Annotated in this window: 14 protein-coding genes and 1 pseudogene; 4 read left to right on the forward strand and 11 right to left on the reverse strand. The window is 71.1% G+C overall.

The features are described from left to right. Nucleotides 1-33 precede the first annotated feature (33 nt). The 7 genes and pseudogenes from ABZX40_RS38595 to ABZX40_RS38625 all read right to left on the reverse strand — a co-directional run. Nucleotides 34-660, reverse strand: a pseudogene (locus ABZX40_RS38595) (DUF5947 family protein); the annotation flags it as partial. Further along, nucleotides 657-1241 carry a hypothetical protein gene (locus ABZX40_RS38600; protein WP_355749929.1) on the reverse strand — a complete coding sequence of 195 codons (585 nt, stop codon included), beginning with the start codon at nucleotides 1239-1241 and terminating at the stop codon, nucleotides 657-659. The pseudogene ABZX40_RS38595 and the gene ABZX40_RS38600, both read right to left, overlap by 4 nt. Beyond that, the gene (locus tag ABZX40_RS38605) at nucleotides 1238-3022 is read right to left on the reverse strand and encodes a nickel-dependent hydrogenase large subunit (protein ID WP_355749927.1); all 1785 of its coding nucleotides are present in this window, start codon (nucleotides 3020-3022) and stop codon (nucleotides 1238-1240) included. The genes ABZX40_RS38600 and ABZX40_RS38605 overlap by 4 nt, the downstream gene beginning before the upstream one ends. A 130-nt stretch (nucleotides 3023-3152) precedes the next feature. After that, on the reverse strand, nucleotides 3153-4337 hold the full coding sequence (locus tag ABZX40_RS38610) for a hydrogenase expression protein HypE (RefSeq protein WP_355749924.1): 1185 nt from the start codon (nucleotides 4335-4337) through the stop codon (nucleotides 3153-3155). A 797-nt stretch (nucleotides 4338-5134) separates the two neighbouring features. Then, a complete protein-coding gene (locus ABZX40_RS38615) occupies nucleotides 5135-6073 on the reverse strand; it encodes a VOC family protein (protein WP_355749921.1) in 939 nt (312 codons plus the stop codon). Between the two features lie 468 nt (nucleotides 6074-6541). Beyond that, nucleotides 6542-7942, reverse strand: a complete 1401-nt coding sequence (locus tag ABZX40_RS38620; protein ID WP_355749919.1) for an aminotransferase class III-fold pyridoxal phosphate-dependent enzyme — start codon at nucleotides 7940-7942, stop codon at nucleotides 6542-6544. An 84-nt stretch (nucleotides 7943-8026) separates the two neighbouring features. Next, complete coding sequence (locus ABZX40_RS38625) at nucleotides 8027-9073, reverse strand: APC family permease (RefSeq protein WP_355749988.1); 1047 nt, start codon at nucleotides 9071-9073, stop codon at nucleotides 8027-8029. Between the two features lie 591 nt (nucleotides 9074-9664). Here ABZX40_RS38625 and ABZX40_RS38630 point away from each other — a divergent pair. Both ABZX40_RS38630 and ABZX40_RS38635 read left to right on the forward strand, forming a co-directional pair. Continuing rightward, nucleotides 9665-10201, forward strand: a complete 537-nt coding sequence (locus ABZX40_RS38630; RefSeq protein ID WP_355749916.1) for an Lrp/AsnC family transcriptional regulator — start codon at nucleotides 9665-9667, stop codon at nucleotides 10199-10201. A gap of 601 nt (nucleotides 10202-10802) precedes the next feature. Continuing rightward, complete coding sequence (locus tag ABZX40_RS38635; protein WP_355749913.1) at nucleotides 10803-12308, forward strand: alpha/beta hydrolase; 1506 nt, start codon at nucleotides 10803-10805, stop codon at nucleotides 12306-12308. Between the two features lie 305 nt (nucleotides 12309-12613). Here ABZX40_RS38635 and ABZX40_RS38640 read toward each other — a convergent pair whose 3' ends face one another. After that, nucleotides 12614-13729 (reverse strand): hypothetical protein, encoded by a 1116-nt coding sequence (locus ABZX40_RS38640; protein WP_355749910.1) that lies wholly within the window; start codon nucleotides 13727-13729, stop codon nucleotides 12614-12616. Nucleotides 13730-14319: 590 nt separating this feature from the next. Between ABZX40_RS38640 and ABZX40_RS38645 the strand changes: the two genes are divergently transcribed. After that, the gene (locus tag ABZX40_RS38645) at nucleotides 14320-14616 is read left to right on the forward strand and encodes a hypothetical protein (protein WP_355749907.1); all 297 of its coding nucleotides are present in this window, start codon (nucleotides 14320-14322) and stop codon (nucleotides 14614-14616) included. A gap of 140 nt (nucleotides 14617-14756) precedes the next feature. On the opposite strand, the gene ABZX40_RS38650 is transcribed toward ABZX40_RS38645, so the two are convergent. The 3 genes from ABZX40_RS38650 to ABZX40_RS38660 form a co-directional block, all read right to left on the reverse strand. Further along, nucleotides 14757-16517, reverse strand: coding sequence for a pentapeptide repeat-containing protein (locus tag ABZX40_RS38650; RefSeq protein ID WP_355749904.1), 1761 nt, complete (start codon nucleotides 16515-16517; stop codon nucleotides 14757-14759). A gap of 314 nt (nucleotides 16518-16831) precedes the next feature. Then, nucleotides 16832-18250: a hypothetical protein gene (locus tag ABZX40_RS38655; RefSeq protein WP_355749901.1), complete on the reverse strand. Its 1419-nt coding sequence runs from the start codon at nucleotides 18248-18250 to the stop codon at nucleotides 16832-16834. An 84-nt stretch (nucleotides 18251-18334) separates the two neighbouring features. Continuing rightward, nucleotides 18335-22933, reverse strand: a complete 4599-nt coding sequence (locus ABZX40_RS38660) for a peptidase C14 caspase catalytic subunit p20 (protein ID WP_355749898.1) — start codon at nucleotides 22931-22933, stop codon at nucleotides 18335-18337. A 60-nt stretch (nucleotides 22934-22993) separates the two neighbouring features. On the opposite strand from ABZX40_RS38660, the gene ABZX40_RS38665 reads away from it, so the two are divergent. Next, the gene (locus tag ABZX40_RS38665; RefSeq protein ID WP_355749895.1) at nucleotides 22994-23983 is read left to right on the forward strand and encodes a translation initiation factor 2; all 990 of its coding nucleotides are present in this window, start codon (nucleotides 22994-22996) and stop codon (nucleotides 23981-23983) included. Nucleotides 23984-24167: the final 184 nt, after the last annotated feature.

Below are 24167 nucleotides of genomic sequence, written 5' to 3' on the forward strand. Positions count from 1 at the left end.
GCCATGGTCGACCCGCCGAGCACGTTCGACCGGCCGGGCACGGTCGTCGGCGGCGGCGAAGAAGGCGTCCAGGGCGGCTCGTGCCTCGGCGCCGCCGTCGAAGCCCTGCCACAGCATCCGCATCCGGCCGACGAGTTCGTAGCAGGCGTCGATGGGCACCAGGTAGGTGCGGATTCCGTCGCCGGTGCGGCGCAGCAGCAGCGCCTCCACGTCCGGTTCCAGGAGCCCGGCGAGGGGTCCGGCGCCGAGGACGTCGGTCCAGGCGTCCGGTTCCAGTTCGCTCTCGGTGGCCCCGACCGGGCTGGGGTAGAGGGCGATGAGCCGGTCCAGAGCGGCGTTGCGGAAGAAGAACGCCACGCCGACGGGGATGCGCAGACGGTCCCAGGCCCGGTCGTCCAGACGGTGCGCGGGGTCGGTGAGCCAGCGGGCGGGCACCGGGCGGAAGCGCTGGCCGCCCGCGCCGGGCCGCTCCATCAGCAGGAAGCAGGCGGGGCAGGCGCAGACCAGGCTGCGCCGCTCGGTGTCGACGAGGTGCCGGTGGTCCGTGTCCGCCACCGGCGCCGCGCACAGTCCGCAGCGCTCCTGCGGCGGGGGGCGGTCGGTGAGGAAGCGGCGCAGTCCCGGGCGGGGGCGGTCGGTGGCGGTCGGGGCCGGGCTCATGCGCCGGTTCCCGGGCGTACGCCGATCTGGAGCAGGGCGGGTTCGGCCCGGCGGGGCTCGCTGCTCACCTCTACGGCGGTGACCTCGGGGGCGAAGCAGGAGAGCGCCTCCTCGGCGGCCCGAGCCGCGGCGCGCTCGGCGGCCCGAGCGGCGTCCGGTGCGCCGGACGAGCAGCCGCAGCCGGTGGCGGTGGCGGGCGCCGCGCGCAGCCGCAGGGTGCCGGTGCTCTCGTCGTGGTCCAGGATGTCGTAGCCGGTGCCGTCGACACGGTCCAGGGCGCGGCGGATGCGGGTGGGGAGGTCCTCGGGGTGCAGATCGTGCAGGAGCAGCAGGCTCGCCACGAGGTCGTCGCCGAGGAGGTTGTCGAGGCGGTCACCGAGGACGTCTCCGGTGCGGCCGGTGGGTGACAGCAGGTCGAGGACGCGGGCGAGTCCGGCGCCGTAGAACTCCATGAGGGAGCCGACGAGTTCCTCGGCGGCGGCGGTCGCGGCCGGGTCGCCGGTGGCGGTGAGTCGGTCGAGGGCGGCCTCGACCCGGCGTCCGGCCCGTTCCGCGTGCGAGGGGGCGGAGGCGGCGCTCATCCGCCGAGCCCGCTCAGTCCGGTGGGCACGTGCATCTTCTGCACGGTACGGCCGCCGCCGACGTACATGTGGACTCCGCACGGCAGACAGGGGTCGAAGCTGCGGACGGCGCGCATGATGTCGATGCCCTTGAAGTCGTCCGGCGGGTTCTCCTCGAAGATGGGGGTGTTCTGCACCGCGTCCTCGTAGGGCCCGGGAGTGCCGTAGGGGTCGCGGACGCTGGCGTTCCACGGGGTGGGCGGGTAGGGGTGGTAGTTGGCGATCTTGCCGTCGCGGATGACCATGTGGTGGGAGAGGACACCGCGGACCGCCTCGGTGAAGCCGACGCCGACGCTCTCGTCGGGGACCTCGAACTTCTCCCAGGTGGAGGTGCGTCCGGCGCGGACCTCGGCGAGGCCCTTCTCCGCGAAGTGCAGGGCGAGGGCGGCGGTGTACGCCTGGAAGTAGCTGCGCGCCCGGTTGCGTTCGAGGGCGTTGCTCCACTTCGGGATCTTCCACTCGAAGGTGGTCTCGGGCCGGGTCATGGTGCGCGGCAGATTGATGACGACGCTGTGCCCGGTGGCCTTCACCCCGCCGGTGTCGACCAGCCCGGCGAGGGCGGTGGCCCACAGCCGGGCGATGGGGCCGCCGCCGGTGTCCAGGGCGAGGTGGTCCTTGCCGTCGAACCAGCGCGGCGACATGACCCAGCTGTACTTGTCGTCGAAGTCGCGCTTCTGCGGGGCGGGGATGGTGTGCTGGTTCCAGGGGTGGCGCGGGTCGACCGGGTTGCCGAGCGGGTCGTGGGTGACGAACTGCTCCCGGCCCTGCCAGTCCTCGTAGTAGGAACTGCCGAGCAGGATGCGGATGCCGAGGTTGATCTCGGTGAGGTCGGTGGTGACGAGCTTGCCGTCGACGACGACACCCGGGGTGACGAACATCCGCCGGCCCCAGTCGGTCATGTTGGCGTAGGTGAAGTCGCAGTGCTCGGGGTCGTTGAGGGCGCCCCAGCAGCCGAGCAGGACGCGGCGGCGGCCGACCTCCTCGTATCCGGGCAGGGCCTCGTAGAAGAAGTCGAACAGGTCGTCGTGGAGTGGGACCACGCGCTTCATGAACTCGACGTAGCGCATCAGGCGGCTGAGGTAGTCCGTGAAGAGCTGGACGGAGGCGTTGGTGCCGACGCCGCCCGGGTAGAGCGTGGAGGGGTGCACATGGCGGCCCTCCATCAGGCAGAACATCTCCCGGGTGTAGCGGCTGACCTGGAGCGCCTCGCGGTAGAACTCGCCCTCCATGGGGTTGAGCGAGCGCATGATGTCGGCGATCGTGCGGTAGCCGTGCTCGGCGGCGTGCGGCGCCTCGGTGCGCTCGGCGAGTTCCAGGACGCCCGGGTTGGTCTCCTTGACCATTTTCTCGCAGTAGTCGACCCCGACCAGGTTCTCCTGGAAGATGTTGTGGTCGAACATGTACTCAGCGGCCTCGCCGAGGTTGATGACCCACTCCCCCAGGTGCGGCGGCTTGACCCCGTAGGCCATGTTCTGCGCGTACACCGAGCAGGTGGCGTGGTTGTCGCCGCAGATGCCGCAGATGCGGCTGGTGATGAAGTGGGCGTCGCGCGGGTCCTTGCCGCGCATGAAGACGCTGTAGCCGCGGAACACCGAGGAGGTGCTGTAGCACTCGGCGACCCGTTTCTGCTTGAAGTCGATTTTGGTGTGGATCCCCAGACTCCCGACGATCCGGGTGATCGGGTCCCAGGACATCTCCATGAGGCCGCTGCCGTCGCCGGCCGCCTTGGTCGTCGGTGCCATCGTTCAGTCGTGCCCTTCTGGGTTCTGCGGTGGGGGTGGGGTGGTGGGGGGGTGGGGGGCTGATCGGGGGTGCGAGCGGCGGGTGGAGAGCGGCGAACGGCGAGCGGCAGCGGGCGGAAGGGGCCCGGGATCACCAGGGGGGCCGGTAGCCGGTGGTGATCTTCGTGCCGGGGTGGCGCCACTTGGGTTCCCGGTCGACCGTGTGCTCGGTGACGTGGCGCAGTCTGCGGATCACCGCGCCGTAGGCGCTGCTGGCCTTGGTCGACAGGGTGGCACCGGGCGGCTCGTCCATGAACGGCATGAACTTGTCGGGGAAGCCCGGCATGGTGCAGGCAATACAGATGCCGCCGACGTTGGGGCAGCCGCCGATGCCGTTCATCCAGCCGCGCTTGGGAACGTTGCACTTCACGACCGGCCCCCAGCAGCCCAGTTTCACCAGGCACTTGGGTGAGTCGTAGGTGCCCGCGAAGTCACCCTGCTCGTAGTAGCCGGCCCGGTCGCAGCCCTCGTGCACGGTGGCACCGAACAGCCAGGTGGGGCGCAACTTGTCGTCCAGCGGGATCATCGGGGCCGAGCCGGCCGCCTGGTAGAGCAGATAGGTGAGGGTCTCGGCGAAGTTGTCGGGCTGGATGGGGCAGCCGGGCACACACACGATCGGAATGCCCGCGTGGGACTTCCAGTCCCAGCCCAGGTAGTCAGGCAGCCCCATGGCCCCGGTCGGGTTGCCCTCCATCGCGTGGATGCCGCCGTACGTGGCACAGGTGCCGATGGCGACGACGGCGAGGGCCTTGGGCGCGAGCCGGTCGATCCACTCACTGGTCGTGATGGGCTGACCGGTGTCCGGGTTGTCGCCGAAGCCGCACCAGTAGCCTTCCGGCTTGATCGCCTCGTTCGGTACGGATCCCTCGACGACCAGCACGAACGGGTCGATCTCGCCCCGCTCCCCCTTGAAGAACCACTCGATGAACGTGTCGGCGCCACCGACCGGGCCGCACTCGAAGTCGATGAGCGGCCAGTGGACCTGCACCTTGGGCAGGCCCGGCAGCACACCCAGGGCGATCTGCTCGATGCTCGGCTGCATGGCGGCGGTCAGCGCGACCGAGTCACCGTCGCAGCTCAGTCCGGCGTTGATCCAGAGGATGTGGATGGTGGGGGGCTCGGTGGGGGGTTGGTCCACGGGCTCGGTGGGGGTGTCAGTGCGGGTCTCGTCCGGGGGGCCGGTTGGGGGCTCGTCCGGGGGGCCGGTGGGGGGCTTGTGGGGGGCCGCATCCTTGACGGGCTTCGCGTCGGCGCCGCGGGGCTTGGCCGGAGTCATGAGACCGCCTCCTCGGGGAGGTAGGGGACAAAGGCGGATGTTCCGACTGCCGCGTTCTCTTGCTACCAGAGGTCGACCGGGCATGGGCGGTTGGTACGGGCCATTCCGGTGATGTGGGGGCGTGCTGGTGGGGTGGGGTGAGGGCTGGGTGGAGGGGGATGGGGTGAAGGCTGGGTGGAGGGGGATGGGGTGAAGGCTGGGTGGGGGCTGGGTGGAGTGGGGTGGGGGCCAGGTGGACGGGGGGACCGGGGGTGGCGCGGCGCGGCGCGGCTCGGTTCAGGTCTGGTCGGATGCGTCGGCCACTGCGTGGCGGTGGGGCGGGCGCGCGGTGGAGCCGTGGATTTTCCCGGCCCCACAGCCCCACAGCCCCGGTGTCCGCTGCGAGCGACGGCCCGAGAATCGGTCCGCTCCGGCGGGCAGCCGTCGACGGCCTCCAGGCCCCCTGCTGGGCGCCCCCGGCCATCGCGCCCCTTCCGGCCTGACGGGGCCGACCTGGTCGGCCAGGCTCTCGCCCGGCGCGCTGTCGGCGTACGGCCCGCCGCAACGGCGGATCTCCGGGCCCGGTTCGCCTCGACCCGACTCCCCCGGCGATGCCCACCGCGGGGCGGACCGGTCTCCTACTAGACGAACGGGGCCGCGATCTCCTCTACGACCCCGGCGCGCACCTCGACGGTCCTGACGCCGATGCCAGAAGCCGACGTCAGTACCGGAGCCCGGATCCTGATCGAGCAGGAATCCAGGCCGCTCGATCAGCCCTCCGGCCGAAGCCGCTGCCGCTGCCGCTGCCGCTGCCGCAATCAGAGGGGCGGTGCGACGAACAGGCTCTCGTCGGGGTCGTTGAACTGGCGGGATGCGAGGATCTCGCTCCAGGGGTCGGCCGTGCCCCACTGGTCCACGATCTCTTCCTGGCTGGCGTCGAAGACGGTGGGGTGCCAGGTGTCCTCGTCCACCAGCGCCAGTTCGGTGGTGTACTCGACGGTGTTGCCCGCCGGGTCGATGAAGTAGCTGAAGGTGTTGTCGCCGGCCCCGTGGCGTCCCGGGCCCCACAGCTTCTCCACACCGGCACGCAGGACGCGGCCCGTGCCGCGCAGGTACTCGTCGATGCCCCGCATCTCGAAGGAGGCGTGGTGCATGGCCACGTGCGGGGCGCGGGAGACGGCGAAGCTGTGATGCCATTCGTTGCAGCGCAGAAACCACATGAGCTCCCCCGTGCCCGGCAATCCGATGGAGTCCGTGAGGCGGAACCCGAGGTGCCGGATGTACCAGCGGACGGTGGCTTCGGGGGCGGGTGAATTGACGACGAAGTGCGACAGCCGCACCGGGATCGACTCCCGGGGTTCGATGACGCGGTGGGTACGGGGGACGACATCCGCCGAGACCTCCACCACCCGGCCGTCGCCGTCGAAGAAGCGCACCCCGTAGCCCCCGCCGGGAGTGTCGAGAGCCCGTGGCTCATGGACGAGCCGCACACCGTCCGCGACCAGGCGCGAGGTGAGTGCGTCGATGTCGGCGGCGGTGGCGGCGCCGAACGCCATCAGGTCCAGACGCTTCCGGGCGGCGCGGCGCAGGCGCAGGATGTACCGCTCGGGCGATCCCTCCGCGGCGAGGAAGTGGACGCCCGTGTCGTTGCCGACCTCGGTGAGCCCCCACAGGTCACGATAGAAGGTGAGCTGACGGTCCAGATCGGGCATGGCGATACCGACATGACGCAGATGCGTGATGAGGTGCCGGGTCATGGGTGGATCCTCTCCGCGACCGTGGGGGCGAGATGTCCGCACAGCCACTGACCGATGACGTCCTGGATGGTCCGACGGCGGGCATGGTCCGGGCCGCCGTCCAGACCGGCGACCCGGAAGAAGCTGAGGCTGGGGACATCGTGCCGACGCTGGGACGGTCGCGGGTGGCGGCATGGACCCGGGACCCCTCCAGCCCCGACAAGCCACATCGTTCTCTCATCTCCGCCGGGTGGCAACGGAGTTCGAGACTCGGGTCGCTGGGCTGGCTGCCGTCCGGGTGAATCCTATGAAGCCCTTCCGCTTTGATGTGGGCCCCTCCCCGCGCGAGCCGGGAGGCCCTCCGAACGATGAGGTGGTGAGCCGGGCAGCGCACCTGCGATGACTCCCCTACTCATCTCGCCTCCACGAGCTGCATCGCCTTCTTCCCCCGGCCGGGTCTGCCCCGCAGGACGGTATTCACGGGTGGGTTCAGAGGCCGGCGTCCTGGCCGAGGAGGGTGAGTACGTCGCGGAGTATGCGGGTGATCTCGTTGAACTCGGTGGTGTCGGCGACGAGTGGGGGTGCGACGCAGACCACGGGGTCGCCGCCTTCGAGGGTGACGCGCAGGAGCAGTCCGCGTTCGGTGAGCCGGTCGGCGAGTAGTTCCTGGCCGTAGAGGCGGGCCTTCTCGTCGGTGGTGAGGGGGGTGCCGTCGGGGCGGATGCCGGTGAGTTCGACGGCGTAGAAGAAGCCGCTGCCGCGGACGTCGGCGACGATGGGCAGGTCGAGGAGTGTCTCCAGTGCGATGCGCAGTTCGCTCTCCTTGGCCAGGACGTGGCCGGGGGTGTCGAGTTCTTTCATGATCTCGATGTTGCGCAGGGCGACAGCGGCCATGACGGGGTGGCCGCCGAAGGTGTTGCCGTGGGTGAACATGCGGTCTTCGGTGTAGAAGGTGTCGTAGATCCTGTCGGTGGTGATGACGGCGCCGATGACCGCGTGCGCGGAGGAGAGGCCCTTCGCGGTGGTGATGATGTCGGGGCGGGTCTGGTAGCGGTCGGAGGCGAACCAGGCGCCGCAGCGGCCGAAGGCGGTGATGGTCTCGTCGGCGACGAGGAGGATGCCGTACTTGTCACACAGGGCGCGGACGCCGGCGGAGTAGCCGGCGGGCGGGACGAGCATGCCGCCGTGGTTCTGCACCGGCTCCATGATGATCATGGCGATGGTGGTGGGGTCCTCGGTGAGGATGCGGTGTTCGAGGTCGTCCAGGAGGTGGGCGGTGAACTCTTCGTCGGTCTCGTCGGCGGGGCGTTGCAGGCGGTGGGTGTTGCGGACGTGGCTGGCGCCGGGCACGAGGGGTTCGAAGGGGCTGCGGATCTCGGATATGCCGTTGAGTGAGAGGGCGCCGAGGGTGGTGCCGTGGTAGGCCATGTCGCGGGCGATGGCTTTCCAGCGGTTCTCACCGCGCAGGAGATGGTACTGGCGGGCGATCTTCCAGGCGGCTTCGACGGATTCGCCGCCGGAGGGGGTGAAGTAGACGTGGTTGAGGCCGTCGGGTGCCAGTTCGGCAAGGGTGTGGGCGAGTTCGATGGCGACGGGGTGGGTGGAGCCCCAGTTGGAGTGGTAGCCGAGTTGCTCGTACTGGGTGAGTGCCGCCTTGCCGAGTTCGGTGCCGTAGCTGTAGCCGAGGTTGACGCAGAACAGATTGGACAGGCCGTCCAGGAAACGGTTGCCGTCGGCGTCGATGAGGTAGCAGCCCTCGCCGCGGACCATCACGGGCAGGGGGTGCTTGTCCGCGAACGACATCTGCGCGAAGTGCCGCCACAGGTTCGCGGCTGCGGTCTCACGCAGTGCCCCGGCGTCCGGCGTGGTGGGTTCGGCGTGGACGGTCATCAGGATTCTCCTTGCGGATGTGAATAACGCTGGACAAAGCTGGACAGGACTGGACAACGCTGGACAGGGCTGTGGGCGCGGAGGTCAACGCGACTGCGTCAGGGCGAGGACACCCGCATAGCGTTCGGGGCTGCGGGCGCGCAGGTAGAGGGCTCGGGCGATGCCCGCGAGGGCGAACAACGGCACGGCGCCGGCCAGTGCGTACGCGAAGACCGGTCCCTTGGCGACGAGTTCGGGGAAGTTGTCACAGGTCACATATGTCAGGGCCAGGAGGCTGAGGAAGCCTGCGGAGGGCCACACGCGGGTCTGCCAGAGGCGGCCGTCGGCTCCGGTGCGGGCGAAGAAGACCAGGGTGGACAGGCAGGTCAGACCCAGCAGGACGAAGAAGCCGAGAGCGGAGACGCCGCTGGCCCAGGTGAGGATCTGGGCGACGGGGTCGAGGCCCAGTGCGAGCGAGATGCCCAGCAGGACCAGTGTCACCGCCGTCGTGACGAGGGATGCGGTGTACGGAGAGCTGTGGGTGGCGTGGACCTTGCCCAGTGCCGAGGGGAGTACCGACGAGCGGCCCAGCACGAAGTCGTAGCGGGCGAGAATGTTGTGGATGGACAGTGCGCAGGCGAACAGGCTCGTGGCCACCAGTACCTGGATGATGTCCGACAGGGCCTTGCCGGCGTAACTCTCGGCCGCGCCCAGTAGGAACGGCGCCCCCAGCGCGGAGGTCGCCACCAGGTTCTCGTCCCGCCAGGCCAGCGAGACGATCCAGGTGGACAGCGCGTAGATGGCGCCAACGAAGCAGATGGCCAGGTAGGTTGCCCTGGGCACAGTACGGTCCGGGTCGCGGGCCTCGTCGCGGAACACGGCGGTCGCCTCGAAGCCGATGAAGGACATGGCGCAGAACATGGCGCTGATGCTGAACCCGGAGCCGCTGGGGAAGACAGCCGTCGGCGTGAATCCGTTGGCGTTGATCCCTTCGGCCCCGCCCTGCGCCAGTACGGCGAGATCGACGACGACCACGACGAGGATCTCCAGCACCAGGACGACACCCAGCACCTTGGCCGTGAGGTCGATCTTGCGATAGCCGAGGTAGGCGATCACCGCCACCAGCAGCAGGCTGTAGATCCACCGTGAGATCGCCGGGCCGCCGAAGAGCTGTGACCACCATCAGCGTGATGTCGAGGACGCCGAGCGTGCCTTCCAGCTTCGGCGCTTCGGTGACTTCGTCCACGACTGCCGCATCAACCTGTGGCATGACACTCCTTGAGGACCTGGACGGAGCATGAGGGTGCCGCCCACGGGGACGAGAGAGCGGACCGCGTCGATCCGCTACGTCAGTGAGCCAGCGATTCGTTACATCCTGGTTTCCGGTGAAGAATGTTCGAGAGATTCCTCGTGATTGGCTCTTTCTTCGGGGAGTATCGGAGGGGACAGGAGCGGGCCGAAGATTGTTCGCCCGCCGGAGGCTCGTGCCGCCCACCCACCAGGCCCGCCACCGCCCAGGCAGCCCATGTCAGCCCTCGGTGCTTGCCGAGAGTTCGGGGCTCCGGGCCCGCTGGACCACCACCGGCCCCCAGGCCGCGCACGATGCACGGGCCGCGCGGCCGGTTGCCAGTCAGGGCGGCCGGATTCCGGTCCTGAGGAATGGTCGTGAGGAATGGTCGTGAGTCGATGAGAGGGCTGGCACGGATGCGCTACGAAACCGGAAACCGGTCACCCAGGCACACGGTGGACGCCATCGACGAGATCCTGTTGTGGGAACTGGCCCGCAACGCACGGATCACGAACAGCGCGTTGGCGGAGATCGCGGGCATCGCGCCGTCCACCTGCCACAACCGGGTGAAGGCGATGCAGGACGCCGGGGTGATCCAGTCGTACCACGCGCAGATCGACCTGGAGGCGATCGGCTTCCCGGTCCAGGCACTGGTGTCAGTGAACCTCCGTGCCCAGGCCCGAGAGGACATCCGCACCTACGCGCAGCGCGCCATTCTGCTGCCGCAGGTGCTGAATCTGTTCTTCATCGGCGGCCAGCATGACTTCCTCATCCATGTGGCCTGCACCTCGACCCGGCAGCTCAGGGATTTCGTGGCGACGCGGCTCAGCATGGATCCTGCCGTGGCCGGCACTCAAACCAACATCGTCTTCGACCACATGCTGGGCCACCAGCACATGGATCACGTCAGCGGACTGACCCACATGCGCAGGAGCATCGAGGACGGATCCCCGTCGGCGTCGGCACCTCGACACGGCCCGTCGGGCACCTGATGCCGCGCCATCGGGCGGTGGCCCCGGGCACCGGCCTCGCCACTGCCGGAGGGACGCCGGGAGCACTCCGGCCCGATCCTGGCCGGACGGTCACCGGCCCATGCCGGTGCGCGGCCCCCGCCCGGTCATCCGGTCATCCAGTGATCCGATGGGCCTCGACCTTGTGCCGCGGCTCCAGGTACCCGACGTCCCTGCGGATCGTGCCGTCCGCCACCCCCGCCGAAGCACGGCGCCAACAGGTCGGTCTCGAACTGTTCCAGTTCCTCCACCGTGGCCGACTGACGGACATCGCGCAGGTCCCGTACGACGCTCGACGCCAACCCGAGCCCTCTCGCCTTCCGCTCGATCGTGAACCGATCAGGCAGAGTGAGACCGCTTCTGGAAACACGAAGTTGCCTCCACCCGCGAACCAATGCCTCAAAACAAGTCACCCCCCTGGCCACGAGGTTGGGAACTCAGCGAGGTTCAGTGCAACCCACTGGATGTCGCCCAATGGCAACCGACGTTCCGGCACCCATCGAACACCACGGGGGCTACCCCCACCCACCAGACTCCCGGCTGCCGGATGGGCGCCATGTCCTCCGTCAACCACCCTTGCCTCATGGCTACTTACCGCAAGCCCACGGCCCTGACTCTCGCGGTCGCCGCCGCCATCACGACCCTCACCGGAGTCGCCGCCGCCACCCCCGCCGGGGCGCCCATCCCGGCCCTCGACTGGAGGGACTGCACCAAACCCGACGGCCCGCCCAAGCAGCAGTGCGCCACGCTGGATGTACCGCTCAACTACCACGACCCCGGCGGCGAGAAGATCTCCCTAGCGGTGTCACGGGTGCACAGCGCCGACCCGGGCAAGCGGCGCGGCACGCTCCTCGTCGTCCCCGGCGGCCCCGGTGCCTCCGGGGTGCAGCGGCTGGAGCAGAAGGCGAAGGCGCTGCGGGAGCAGGTGGGTGACGCGTACGACCTGGTGGGCTTCGATCCGCGCGGGGTCGGCAACAGCACCAAAGCGGCGTGCGGGCTGCCGGCCGAGGACTTGTATCTGACGTCCCTGCGGTCCTGGCCCGACGCGGACGGCGGTATCAAGGGCAGCACGGAGCGGTCCCGGCGCATCGCCGAACTGTGCGCACGCAACGGCGGTGCCGTGCTGCGCAGCATGAGCAGTGTGAACGAGGCGCGGGACATCGACCGCCTGCGCCAAGCGCTGGGCGAGCGCAAGCTGTCGATCTGGTCGACCTCCTACGGCACGTATGTCACGGCGATCTACGCGCAGAAGTTCCCGCGGCACACCGATCGTGTGGTGATGGACAGCGTCCAGGACCCCGATCCGCACCTGGTGGGCCGGGGCTGGCTGGCGAACACCTCCCGGGCCGTCGAGGAAAGGTTCCCCGACTTCGCGAACTGGGCGGCGGACCCGGCACGAGACAGCGACGGCCTGCGGCTCGGGCAGCGCCCCGAGGACGTACGGACCCTGATCGTCGACCTCATGGCAGCGCTGGACCGGGAGCCGAAGGACACCACCCACCCGACCCTGAAGCTGACCGGCAACGCCCTGCGCCAGTCGCTGCTTGACGCGCTCTACGACGACCAACGGTTCACCGACCTCGCGAAGCTGGTCAAGGCCGCGCACGACCCGGACGGCGTACCGGTGCTGGGGCCCGCGCTGACGAACGTACTGGGGGACCCGGACGCGGCCGTGTCGATCGGCGTCCTCTGCAACGACGTACGCTGGCCGGGGCCAGGGGCGTCGGCCGAGTACGAGCGGGCCGTGGCCGCCGACCGGGCCCGCTACCCGCTGACCGGCGGCATGCCGAAGAACATCACACCGTGCACCTTCTGGCAGCACGACCAGCTAGAGAAGCCCACCCGCATCACCGCGGACGGGCCCTCCAACATCCTGCTGATCCAGAACCGCCGGGACCCCGCGACACCGCACTTCGCCGCCTCGCGGATGCGCACGGCCCTGGGCGACCGGGCCAGGATGGTCACCGTCGAGGGCGGTGGGCACGGCGTGTATCTGGGGACGGGCAACGCGTGCGGGGACCGGGCGGTGACCACGTTCCTCACGACAGGCGAACGACCGGCGGGAGACGTCTCCTGCTCCCCCGAGTGAGCTGGTCCCGGCACGCGTTGCCGCGCGCGGCGACGCGTGCCGGGAGTCGGCGGCAGACGGCCTTCTCGACAGCGACGCGCTCAGCACGCTCGGCATGCTCGGCACTCTCACCCGCGAGACCGGACCGAAGACCAATGCCATACGGCTGCCGGGCGCCCGACACCCGAGGAGCCGCGCGAGACCGTTGTCTCGCGGTTCTCCGCCGGGACGGCAATCACCCAAGCCGCCCTGCACCAGCACCCTTGACGCGTCGCGTGCCTTCCCCACCGGACGGCACACGCCCATGAACGGCCCGACCCCCGGGGTCAGAACAGGCTCTTCTCCACGATCGCGTCATCGGGAAAGCGCGGGTTGGCGCCGGCGTTCCAGCTGATGCCGAGTTCGAGGGTGTTCCCGGCGCCCGTGAGCGAGGGCCTGCGCTGTGACGGGCCCGCGCCGTCCGTGGTGCGGTTCCAGCCTTCCCAGTTGGATCCGCCGTTGCTGGTCTGGTTGGTCCATACGTTGCCGTCGGTGCCGAGACAGGCCACGGCCTGGTGGTTCATGCTGTGGTAGTCGGAGTCGCCGGGGGCGGCGACCCTGTCCGAGGGGCCGCCCCGGGCGGCGGCCACGCTGGAGTTGCAGACGCCGCCGCCCGGCAGGGGGGCGGGTGACACGCTCTCGCCGGGGTTGTTGAGGTTGAAGGCGCCGGTCCACACCTGGCGGTCCAGTCCGACCGCGGCGACATTCATGTACATCTCCCGGTTCCCGATCGCGGTGTTCCAGGTCCACGCGATGACGCCGTTGTTCCCCGCCGGGAGTTCCGGGGGCAGCTGGAAGTTCATCAGCTCGGCGTAGTTGCTGCGGTAGGACGTGCCGCCGGGCTGGATCTCCATGCGCTGGACCGCCACCCGGCCTTCCCGGGTGACCACCGTGATCGCTGCGATGTTCCCGTTGACCACCGCGACGGAGGGTGGTCCGCTGGTGACCGCGGTGCCCGGTACCCGGGTCCACCCTGACCAGCCGTTGTTCTCCAGGTTCTGTAGCAGCGTGTAGTAGACCGCGCCGTCGGTGCCGGTGTGGAACACGGCGATCCGGCCCCCGATGACGGCCACGGCCGGCTGTTCGCGCGTGTCATGGCCCGTCGGGATCTGCCGGAACGGGTTGCCGTTGTAGCTGACCCAGATGCGGTTGTCGAGGCCGGTCACGACGGTGTACTCGATGCCTCCGTAGTTCAGGACGGCGGGCGCGAAGTCGCTGCGGGCGCCGCCGCCGCTGTTGACCCACCCTGACTCCGGACGGGCGGCCACCGCGGGCGGCGCGGCGAGACCGACGAGCAGCCCGGCCCCGGCCAGTGCGACCAGGCAGGTCCGACCCCCGGTGCTGCGCCTCTCGCCTCGTAAACGACCGCGCTCGATCCCGGAGAACAACGTTCCTCTGCTCATCATCTGCCTCTCTGCGACGCACCGTTGCGGACAGCGCCCGTTCCGACCCAGGCACCGGGACCGGACACTAGGCGTTTCGTCCACCGGCGGGTGTTCCGTCCGCGCCCGGTGCCGGTTCCCGTAGCGCCCATCACGGCAACGGCCGACGGCCGACGGGGGAGGTCGGAGGGGCGGCGGGCGGGTGGGCCTGCGGGAGAGGCGTTCGGGGCGCTGGCCGGGTGGCGTATCTGTGGGCGTTCCACCGGGGAGAGCCAATGTCGTTCCGGACACCGATGACGCGCCGCCAACGGCGACAGCTGCTGATGCGGTGACCTACGGGGCGGTTGCGGCGGCACGGTCCCTGGGCAGGGCGATGAGCTTGTCGTAGGTCAACCTCATCTGCGTCGCTCCCTGACCGCGCGCCTGCTTCCCGGCCCGTACGAGCCGCAGGTGTCCGGCTCGACCAGCGGCCGGGTAGGCACCTCCACCACTTCCGGACTCAGTAGTACGAAGTTGCCCCCCACCGCGCGGGTGCTCCCCCATCCGGCTCGGAATCCGAGTTCGGCTACATCGGCAACGTTCCTGAGGACCCGGTCGGCGCCCCGCTCTACGTGGAGGAGGCCAGGAGCCTCGGCATCTGGTACGACGGTGAGTTCGATCTCAGCCGGATGCTGGAGGACGATGAGCTTCGCGCCAAGTCCGGCCTCCTCGAACTCCACTTCCACGAGGCCGTGACCGACCTCGCCCGCTACCTCCACGCGAGCGGCACCATCGAGAGGATCTTCGGCCGCCCCCTGCCCGTGGTCGTGTTCGACATGGACTGCCCAGGCTGGGAGGAGGAGGCCACCAGAGCCGCCAACCCGGGCGCGCTGATCGAGGGCTTCCTGGATCAGTCTCGGCTGCCGTGACGGCAAGGTCCACAGGGTGCGGGCGTGGCACCCGGTCATGTACCGGGTCACCAAGTACGAACCCGCTGACCGCGACCAGCACGGCCGCCCCCGCCCGACTGGGGCGCGGGGGGCCGCCCACACCCCACCACCGCTCCCCGTCACCGCTTCACCCGGCTCCGTACCGCCAGAGCCGCGAGTGTGAGCAGGGCCGGTTCGGCCAGGCGGGCGGTCATCTCGATGTATGTGCCCGCGGTGGTCAGGTCCTGGCCGGACGCGCGGAAGATCACCGAGTTGGCCACCACCCGCAGTGACTTCTCGAACCTGTCCGCGGACAGGCGCTGGAAATGGGGGCCCTGCGGGTTGGCCGGGTCAGGCTTCTTCGTGGTCACCGTCACTTCGGTGCCGACGACGGTGCCCGTGCTCACCGGGGCCGGGTCGTTCCCCGGCAGGCCCCACAGCATCATGGCCAGCACGGTGGCGGTCATGGCCAGGCCCAGCCAGGCCAGGGCGCGGACGGCGCGCAGGCCGTAGCCGGACACCGCCCAGTACAGGCCGAGGATCATCCGCTCGCCGCGGGAGGTTTCGCGGTCGTGGCGGCGCATCTCCATTTCGCCGTAGTAGAAGTCGGCGGCGCCGGGCTCGTTCCTGCCGTCCTCCAGTGCCTTGCGCAGTTGCCGGTAGACCGGGGCGAGGACTGCGGGCTCATGGGGCCGGACGCCTTCCGGGGCGGGCGTCCAGCCGCCCGGGGTGTCGTGGCGGGCGGCACGCCAGTGGTGCTCCTCGGCGAGGGTCCGGCGGCGGGTCCAGCGCACGGGGAGCGGGCCGCGCCGGGACAGTCCCTCGGGTGGCGGGCCCAGTAGCGACCGGCCCTCCAGTCTCAGCTGGTCGAGGTGGACCGCCTCCACGAAACGGCAGTGCGTCAGATCGATGCCGGACAGCACCAGGTGGGCGGCGTCCACGCCGCTCAGTGATGTCACACGTACGGTGGCGCTGCCGGTCGGGGTCGGGGCGTTCGGCGGGGTGCTGAAGGGGGCGGACCGGTTCGCGACGGTCACCGGGAATTCGAGTACGGCATCGGTGAGATCGACGGCGGCGTGCCGCAGCCGGAGCGCGGCCGTGGACGCCCAGCGGGTGTGGCGGCAGTGGAGCCGTGCCGCCGCGGCCTCCACCGTCACGGCGGACTCGAAGACCGCGTCGGACAGGTCGACCAGACCCGGGGTGACCAGAGGGCCGATCATCGCCGTGCGGCGGAACACCGCTCTGCGGAAGCTGACGTCCCCTTCCACGCGGGCCTGGGAGAAGGCGAGGTCGCCGCCGATCCCCGCTCCGGCGAAGGTGGCTCCCGTCTCCAGATGTGCCTCGGTGAAGTGGACCTCCGCCCCCAGCTCCGCGCCCTCGAAGGTCGCACGGCTGCGGTGGAAGTGGGCGCCTTCGAAGTAGGCGGCGCCGGTGATCGTCGTTCTCTCGAAGTCCGCGCCGTCCTCGAAGACGGCGCCGTCGAAGTACGCCCGGCCGTTGACGACGGCCCCGTCGAAGCGCGCGGCGCCCCGGAAGCGGACCCCGGTGAAGTGGGCCTCCGCGGTGGTGGCGCCCTTGAACATCGCCGTGCCTCCGACGTGGTCGACGCAGAAGCGCAGTACGTTCCCGATCCGGGCGCCGTAGAACCAGGCGTCGGCGTCGACGAGCGTGTTCTCCAGCCAGAGTTCGCCGGTGACGTCGGTGTTGCCGCATCTGAGGTCGTGCCGGAAGTGGGTGTCGCGGAAGTAGGCGCCCGCTTCGAAGACCGCCGACGCGAACGAGCAGAAGCCGGAGAAGACGATCTGTTCGAAGGTGATGTCGCCGACGAAGCGGGCCTCGTCGAACTCTGTCTGTCCGAGCCGGGCACACCCGGTGGCCGGGTCACGGAGCGGGGTGAGCACTTGGTCCAGGAGGGCCTGGGTGAAGGGGGTGCCACGGTGGTCGAGGGAGGCGCCCGGGGCCAGACCGGACAGGTACGCGGCGCGCTCGTGGGGGTCGAGGTGTGCCAGACAGGCCGTACGGGTGCCTGCCCGGCGGCCCCGGCAGCGCTGTCCGGCGTCGCTGTGCGTGCACTGCGGCCAGTCAGGGGCGTTGTCCCCGTCGGTGTCGGGCGCAGGTGTGATGGCGTGTTCCCTTCTTGTCCCGGCGGCTCCGGGCTTGCTCGGTCCGTTCCAACGCTCGGCTCCCCTGCCTCCCCTCCTCCCCGAACCCCGGCTCAGGCCGCGAAGACCGTCACGTCCCTGCGGTCGAAGCGTTTCGGGCTGTCGACCACCGCCTCGACCCACCAGCGGCCCGGCGCCGCCGCCACTTCCGCCCGGTACCGGTCGGGTCCGTGCTCCTCGAAGACGACGGGCTCTCTGGTGGCCGCCCTGCCCGACCGCCACATGAACGTCCGCAGATTGCGGCCCCTGAGGTTGTGGCCGAGCAGTTCGACGGCGAAGGGGCGTCCGGCGACGACGGCCGGGGAGGGGAAGTGCAGGGCGATGCCCTCGTCCCCGGCGAGCATGCTGCCGGGAGCGCGTCCCCCGCGGACCGCCGCGAGGATGTCACGCAGGACGGGGGCACCGGCCATGTCGGTGTTGCGGGAGCCGGTCCAGAGCATGGGGCTGTGCTCGTCGCCCGCCCAGTCCGCGAGCGCGGATTGACGCGGGACCGTGCCGTCTCCCGGGCCGAGGCCGAGGGCGTCCTCGCCGCCGCACAGGAGACCGGAACCGTCGGAGGCGACGGTGAGGGTCTCGGGGGTGGGGAAGTCGGCCCCGGCCAGACAGTGCACCGTGTACGGCGGACGGCCGTCCGGGTCGGTACGGCGGTGTGTGTCCCTCGCCGTGCGGAACCTCTCGTGGAGGTCCAGGGCACCACGGATCGCGGCGGTGGGCAGGCCGGGGACCGGGAAACGGTGGTCGGTGACGGTCCTCAGGCGGGTCCTGCCCTCGGCGCGGACCGCGGCGTACACCGGCAGCAGCTCGGCGACGGCGGGCAGGTCGAGAGCCCAGTCGCGCAGTACGTCGTTCAGCCTGGCCCGGATGTCCGCGCCCGGACCGCCGGTCCGGGGGATCGCGTGGCCGGAGAGGAGTCGGGCCGCCTGGGCAAGGCCCTTGTACGGGGTGCCGAGGGTGACCAGGCTGCGGGTGGTGTTCCGGCCGTCCTCGCATTCGAGGTAGTGACGTCCGATCAGGCCGCCCGTGGAGTGGCAGACGAGGACGACCCGGGGATCGTCGGGGCGGTCCGGGTAGTGGGTGCCGACCTGCTCGCTCCAGCGGTCGAGTTCGCTCGCCACGCGTGATCTCAGCCGGCGGGCGGCCAGGCGGTGGGAGAGCCGCCAGTCGTAGGTGAAGACGACGGTCTGCGCGGCGGGGAGGTCGCCGAGAGCGGCGCGCAGGTCGGGGTGGCCGAGGGAGGAGATCAGGCCGGGCAGTGAGTCGGGGGTGGTGAGCAGTTCGTCGGCGTCCAGGCGGAAGCGGGCCTCGGGCGGGCTGTCGCCGAGTCCCGGCGGGAGGGCGATCTCGGCCAGCGTCTGGGCCGTGGGCGGCGAGTGGATGAGGGACTCACCGCATCGCGCCCAGACGTCCTGCCCGTCACGGCACAGCCGGGTGCCGAGAAATCCCGGCACGAACACCACGAGGTCGTGTTCCACTCCGCGCTCCCCCTCTTCGGTTTCTGTCTCGCCGCCACTTGTGGCCGGTGCCACTGCCGTACTTCTACGTTCGGCACCCCACACCTACCGCCGCTGCCCCACAGCCAGTGCCCCGTCGCACGGCGGCATCCGCAACCCCTGCGCCGCCGCGCCGCCTCCGACCGGTTCGCGTCCAGGAACCGTCGTGAAGAACGAGTCCGGCAGCCGGATCAGGTCGCACCGGTCCCTGCCCTGCAACGCCACCACCAGCCCCTCACCGTCGGGAGCGGTGTCGACGGCGTGGACGTCGTAGCCGCGTGAGGGGATTCCGGGGCCGTCCAGCCAGTTGCCGGACCAGACGTCCCACGCGGGGGAGATGGTTCGCTCGTCGCAGAGCAGGAGCACGGGCCGCTCCACGGGGCCCGCGAACAGCAGCGAGGTCACTGCCGGGAAGTACCCCTCCAGTCGCCGCGGCGGGTTCAGGCCCTCGCCGGAGCAGTCCTTCACGTACACGCTGCCGCCGTCCGCCCAGGCCAGCAGCGGCAGCGACTCGGCGTCCTCGGCGTCGTACAGCTCGCCGAGGGCCAGGCACGAGGGCGTGGCGGTCATGCGCAGGCGCTGTTCCATCGTCCCGTCCCCCTGCCCGCGCCACACCCTCAGCTGGTCCCCCAGGTCCCCGGCGAGCCAGTGGGTGCCGTCCGTCATGATCCTGGCGTCGATGCCGCAGAAGCCGGAGTCGGTCCTGATGCGGGCCGTCGCGCTGCCGTCGGGGTTCCCGGTGCCGACCGGGATGTCGTGGAGGGTGAGACTCCGCTCGTCGGGGACGGACAGCCGCAGGGTCGCCCCGTCCGGGTCCGCGAGCAGGCTCAGGGCGCGGGCGGGCTGCCCGGCGTCGCCGCCCAGCGCGATGTCCCGGCTGGCCAGCACGCCCAGGTCCTCGCCGAGCCGCCACAGCCGTACGGTCCGGCCCGCCGCGGCGGCCACCGCCCAGCCGTCCGCGACCCGGGCCGCGTCCACCGCCGTCACCATGCGGTCATGGGTGAGCTCGGTGACGGGCCCGGAGGCCGGGGCGTCCCGCTCGGGGCGGGACACCCGGACCCGGTCGCCCCAGGTGCGGCACAGCAGGGGCGGCCCGCCGGGTGCCGGGGCCAGGGCGACGGCGGGGCGCTCGTTGCTCGGGCGGCGCAGCGTCTGGTGGCCGGACTCCAGGGCGGCGACCGCGTCGACGAAGCGGATGTCCGGGCCGTCGGCCACCGCGAGGAGCCCGCGCCCGCCGGGCTCGAAGGCCATGGCGCCCTGCCGGGGCGCGTCGAGCTGGAACGCCGTCTCCCGTCCGGATTCTCCGACGGACCAGATCCGGACGACGACGTCCTCGTACCCCGCGAGCAGCAGTTCGCCGTCGTGTCGGCCGAAGGCGAGCCCCTGGGCCTTCGAGTGGTACTGCGCCACGAGCACCGGCTCCGGCAGGTCGCCGGGGGTGCCGCCGTCCGTCTCGCAGCGCCACACGTGGACGCGCTGGCCGTCGGAGACGGCGAGCCAGCCCTGTTCGGGGGCCGTGGCGGTCGCCGGGGTGCTGACCGCGGCGGCGGCCAGCGCGGGGTAGTCGAGCACGCCGACGGCCAGGTGCCCGGGGTGCAGTCCGCCGACCCGGTTCACCCGCCGGTCCACCTCGAAGAGTTCGGCGCTCTCCCCCGCGGCCAGGACGAACAGGCGGGTCCCCAGGGTCAGCGCGGCCAGGTGCCGTACGTCGACCGTGCGGATGTCGGCCAGATGGGTGCCGTGCTGCTGCATGCCGCTCTTCCAGAACCACAGCCAGATGCGGGACCCGTCGGCCGCCAGCGCGACGGTCTCGGTGGCCGTCTCGGCGGTGGCCAGCGCCCTGACCGTGCCGCCCCACCGGAACTCCTGGTCGGGGGCGCGGGCGCCGGCCCGCCAGAAGTAGACGGCCTGGTCGTCGCGGGCGACGGTGGCCCAGCGGGGTCCGGCGCCCACCTCGCGCACCTCGCTGAGGATGCCGGACCGTCCATCGCCGGACCGGGGCAGACGCCGGGTCAGCAGGCGGGCGCCGGACTCGGGGTGCAGGACCTGGATCTCGCCCACTCCCCCGGCCGTCAGCGTGTCCGAGGCCGCCGCCCCCGCCGTTCCGGTCCGCCAGCTGAGGGCTCTGGCGCCGCCCACGGGGGCCGCGCGCCGCCACTCCGCGGGCGCCGGCCATACGTCGGTCCAGTACTCCTGCCAGGGCAGGAACCCGTCCGTGTCGCGGAGCGTGCGGTAGGTGGCCTCGCGGTGGCTGACGAAGGCGGTGGCGCTGGTCAGGGCCTTGCGGGCGAGCAGGGCCCGCGGTGGCGGCGGAGAGGGGGTGCGGGGGAAGGAGCCCGCGACCCGGCCGTACAGGGCGGCCCCGTCGCAGTCCCGGGCGAGGCCGGCCGCGAGCGGCAGCATCACATCGGGGTCGGTCCGCATCAGGAAGCGGACGTCGTCGAAGAGTTCCCGCAGGGCCTGCGGGCCGACCTGGGCGGCATGGGCGCCGAGATAGGCGAAGGTGTAGTCCCCGGCGCCGCTCCAGTCGCTCCCGGCCCGGGTGCGCAGGGTCCCGACCACCTTGCGGTGTGCCTCCTGGGCGCTCAGCCGGGCGTCGTCGAGGAAGAACTCGCCGTAGCTGGGGTGCGCCAGTTGGTAGCGGACCCGGCCGGTCGCGTCCGGGCCGGTCTCCTTGCGGGTGGCGACGATGCCGCCGTCGGCGCTGCGGCACACCTGGCGCAGGTCGTCCAGGGTGAGTTCGGGGGTGCCGTCGTCGCGGAGCGCGTCGGCGAGGGTGAGCCAGGTCGGGTCGGGGGTCAGCCCGGCTCCCTGGATCACCGCCAGCGCCCGCAGCACCTCCCGGGCCCGCCCGGCGCCCGGCTGCCGCTCCAGGTGCCCCGTCTCCTCCGCGAGGCGCCGGCGCAGGTCCATTCCTCCGCCGCGGATCCAGGTGAGGAGATCGGCCTCGGGGACGATCCGGGCCCGGCGGGCGAGTCCGGCCGCCACCAGTCGGGCCACCAGGAACGATCCCTGGCTCCGCGCGGCGATCGTCTCGGCCGTCCAGGCGCGGTCCTGCGCGGGCCGCCCGTCGCCCCGGTACGGGGAGCGGTCCGCGTCCAGGACCGACAGGGCCATGCCGGTGATACCGGCGCGCGCCTCGGCGTCGTCCCGCAGCACGACGGGTTCCACGCTCTGCTCCAGCGTGTCCAGGAGCGATTCCTCCACGGCCGCGGTGGTCCGTCTGCGGGGCTGGGCGCGGGTTCCGACGATCACGCGGACGCCGGGCAGGGCGGAGAGCGGGTTGAGGAGTTGGCGGGCGATGTCGTGGGCCTGGTCGGGGAGCGCCTCGTCCAGGGCGTCGAAGAGCAGGTTCACCGAACCGGCCCGCTCGACCAGTTCCCCGAGGGCGTCGGTGAACGCCTTCGACATCATCCGGTCCTCGGGCAGCGGCGGGGCGCCGTCGACCTGTGAGAGCACCTCGCGCAGGGACGCGGCCAGCGAGTGGGCGGACTGTCCGGTGCAGCTCAGCGCGGCGTGCACGGTTCCGGGCCGGGGCAGGGTCGCCGGGTCGAGCGCCGGTCCCAGTGTCTCGTGCCTGCTCGGGAGGGAGGTGAGGGCGAGGCGGCCCAGCAGTGCCGTCTTGCCCGTCCCCGCCAGGCCGGTGACGGCGAGGAGTCCCTTCGGGTGGGTCTCCATCCACCGTACGATCCGGCTCAGCGCGTCCCGTCGGCCCGCGAAGTGGCGGGTGAGGTGGCTGCCGTGCTCCAGTCCGAACTGCTCGGCCTCGATCCACGGCGTGCGCCGGCTCATCACGGCCGGCCGGTACTCCGGATGGTCCAGGGCGCGGTAGTACGGGTTGTCGAGGAAGCTGTTCGGCAGGGCGCGCACCTCGATGTACCCGGGCCGCTGCGCCGGGTCGTCGAGACCCGCGGCGGCGGCCTCCGCGTCGACGGCGTCGCGCAGATAGGGCAGGGGGAGGTAGAGGGCGGACGGCTCGAAGGGGCGGGCCTGGTCGGGAGCGACGAAGTCCGGTTTGGCCAGCGCTTCCTGGAGCCACTGCACCCAGCGGCCCTCGGGTACCTCCGTGTCGGCGCCCGAGGTACCGATCACGGCGAAGCCGCCGCTGCGTGTCTCCCGCGCCCGGTACACGGCCGCGCTGCGCTCCAGGTCCAGGGCGTGGCGCAGGGCCTCGTTGAGGGAGTGGTAGCCGTGCGAGGAGCAGGCGTCGACGACGAGCAGGGTGTGGCTCTCGTCCCCGGGCCGCAGCAGCCTGTCCACCAGGGCGACCAGGGACACGGCCCGCTCGGGCCGGAACTCCCCCGACTGCCAGGAGTCGGAGCAGGCGAGGTAGTAGCCGCCGTCCGCGCGGTGCACGCCGTGGCCCGTCCAGTAGAGGACCCTGCGTGCGGCGTTCACGGCCAGGAACGACTCCAGCCCGGCCCACAGCTCCTGCCGGGTGGACCCTCCCCCGTCCAGGGGCAGGCCCTCACCGAACCCCAGTTCCTCCCGTACGGTCCTGGCGAACCGGACCCGGATCTCCTCCAGGCGCGGCCGGGCCAGACGCTGCCGCGCGCCCTCGTCCGGATGCGCGTACGCGGCCACCGCGACGGTGCCCACCAGGGACGAGGAACGCCGTTCCGTCCGCCAAAGCGCCCGCTGATCGCCCACATCGCTCCGTATCATGCACTCGACGGGGTCCCGCCGCCGTCGTCCCATCCCACCCTAGTTGCAGTGGAGTTGACGATGCGAGACAGATTCACGATGGTCGGCCGGGCGACGGGCTGCCACCTCTTCGAGGGCGACGGGACCCGGCCCATCCGCGAGGAGAACGTCCGCGTCCGCCACATACCGGAACGGGTGGAGTTCCCGGCCGAGATCGGGGCCTGGCGGCGTTCCATCGAGGCGGAGGAGGAACGCAAGGAGGCCAGTGGCCTGCCGCACCGCTGGAACAACGAGCGGTTCGCCGTCGACCGGATCGTGGTGACCCGTACGCACCTCGCCGAGGAACCGGTGGTCTCGCTCTCCCTGCGGGACGCCGACTACTTCGACTTCCTGACCACCTCGCTGAATCTGGAACGGCGCCAGCACAACGGCCTCACCCTGCGCAAGCAGTACCTGGAGGACAAGGACCCGGTCGAGGCACCCGCCTGGATGAACTGCAGTTTCGGCGTCAATGTGGCTCTGGAGACCGGCAAGGACGCCAAGATGCTGTTCTCCCGGCGCAGCGCGCAGGTGGCCGGTCCCAACACCGCACGTTGGAACTCCTCGGCGAACGAGGGCGTCGCCCGCGAACACGACCTTCCCAAGGACGGCAGCCCGATCAGTCTCCACGCCGTCGCCCGCCGCGCCCTCCACGAGGAACTCGCCGTCCACCACGCGGACCGGCTGCGCCTGGAACTCCTCGGCTTCGGCATCGACCTCGTCAACCACCAGTGGGCCGGGTTCTTCCGCGCGGTCCTGCCGGACCTCGACGAGGCGGCCCTGCGGCTGCGCTGGACACGCGGCATCACCGACAAGTGGGAACACGACCGCTTCGAGTTCGTCGACGCCGACCCGGAGTCGGTGCTCTCCTTCATCGCGGACAAGCCGGAGGACCGCTGGACGCCCTGCGCCCCGACACTCTTCTACCTCGCCCTGGTTCGGGCAGCGGTGGAGCGCAGGAACGGGGACCCTGCCGGGCGGTACGAGGTGGAGCAGGCGGAGGAGAGGGTGCGGGGGGCTCGGGGGTTGTGAGGTGGGGGTGAGCCGTCCTTCCCGGGGGGAGGTACGGGCAGAGTGTCAATCGTTCGTTGTACGCGTGGTGCCACGAAGCGCTCCGCCCTCTAGGGCGTGTCCGCAAAGTTGGTTGGTCGTTGCTCCGTTCGTGGTGCGACGTCATGAATTGACTGATCAGGCCTGGACGGTGATCGGGCCGCTG

This window comes from Streptomyces sp. NPDC004610 (assembly GCF_040609715.1).
In the GTDB taxonomy this organism is placed as follows: domain Bacteria; phylum Actinomycetota; class Actinomycetes; order Streptomycetales; family Streptomycetaceae; genus Streptomyces.

Bases quoted from the DNA above. Each gene is read 5' to 3' on its own strand.
- ABZX40_RS38600 (WP_355749929.1), bottom strand. From the start codon at position 1,241: ATGAGCGCCGCCTCCGCCCCCTCGCACGCGGAACGGGCCGGACGCCGG.
- ABZX40_RS38605 (WP_355749927.1), bottom strand. From the start codon at position 3,022: ATGGCACCGACGACCAAGGCGGCCGGCGACGGCAGCGGCCTCATGGAG.
- ABZX40_RS38610 (WP_355749924.1), bottom strand. From the start codon at position 4,337: ATGACTCCGGCCAAGCCCCGCGGCGCCGACGCGAAGCCCGTCAAGGAT.
- ABZX40_RS38615 (WP_355749921.1), bottom strand. From the start codon at position 6,073: ATGACCCGGCACCTCATCACGCATCTGCGTCATGTCGGTATCGCCATG.
- ABZX40_RS38620 (WP_355749919.1), bottom strand. From the start codon at position 7,942: ATGACCGTCCACGCCGAACCCACCACGCCGGACGCCGGGGCACTGCGT.
- ABZX40_RS38635 (WP_355749913.1), top strand. From the start codon at position 10,803: ATGGCTACTTACCGCAAGCCCACGGCCCTGACTCTCGCGGTCGCCGCC.
- ABZX40_RS38640 (WP_355749910.1), bottom strand. From the start codon at position 13,729: ATGAGCAGAGGAACGTTGTTCTCCGGGATCGAGCGCGGTCGTTTACGA.
- ABZX40_RS38660 (WP_355749898.1), bottom strand. From the start codon at position 22,933: ATGATACGGAGCGATGTGGGCGATCAGCGGGCGCTTTGGCGGACGGAA.
- ABZX40_RS38665 (WP_355749895.1), top strand. From the start codon at position 22,994: ATGCGAGACAGATTCACGATGGTCGGCCGGGCGACGGGCTGCCACCTC.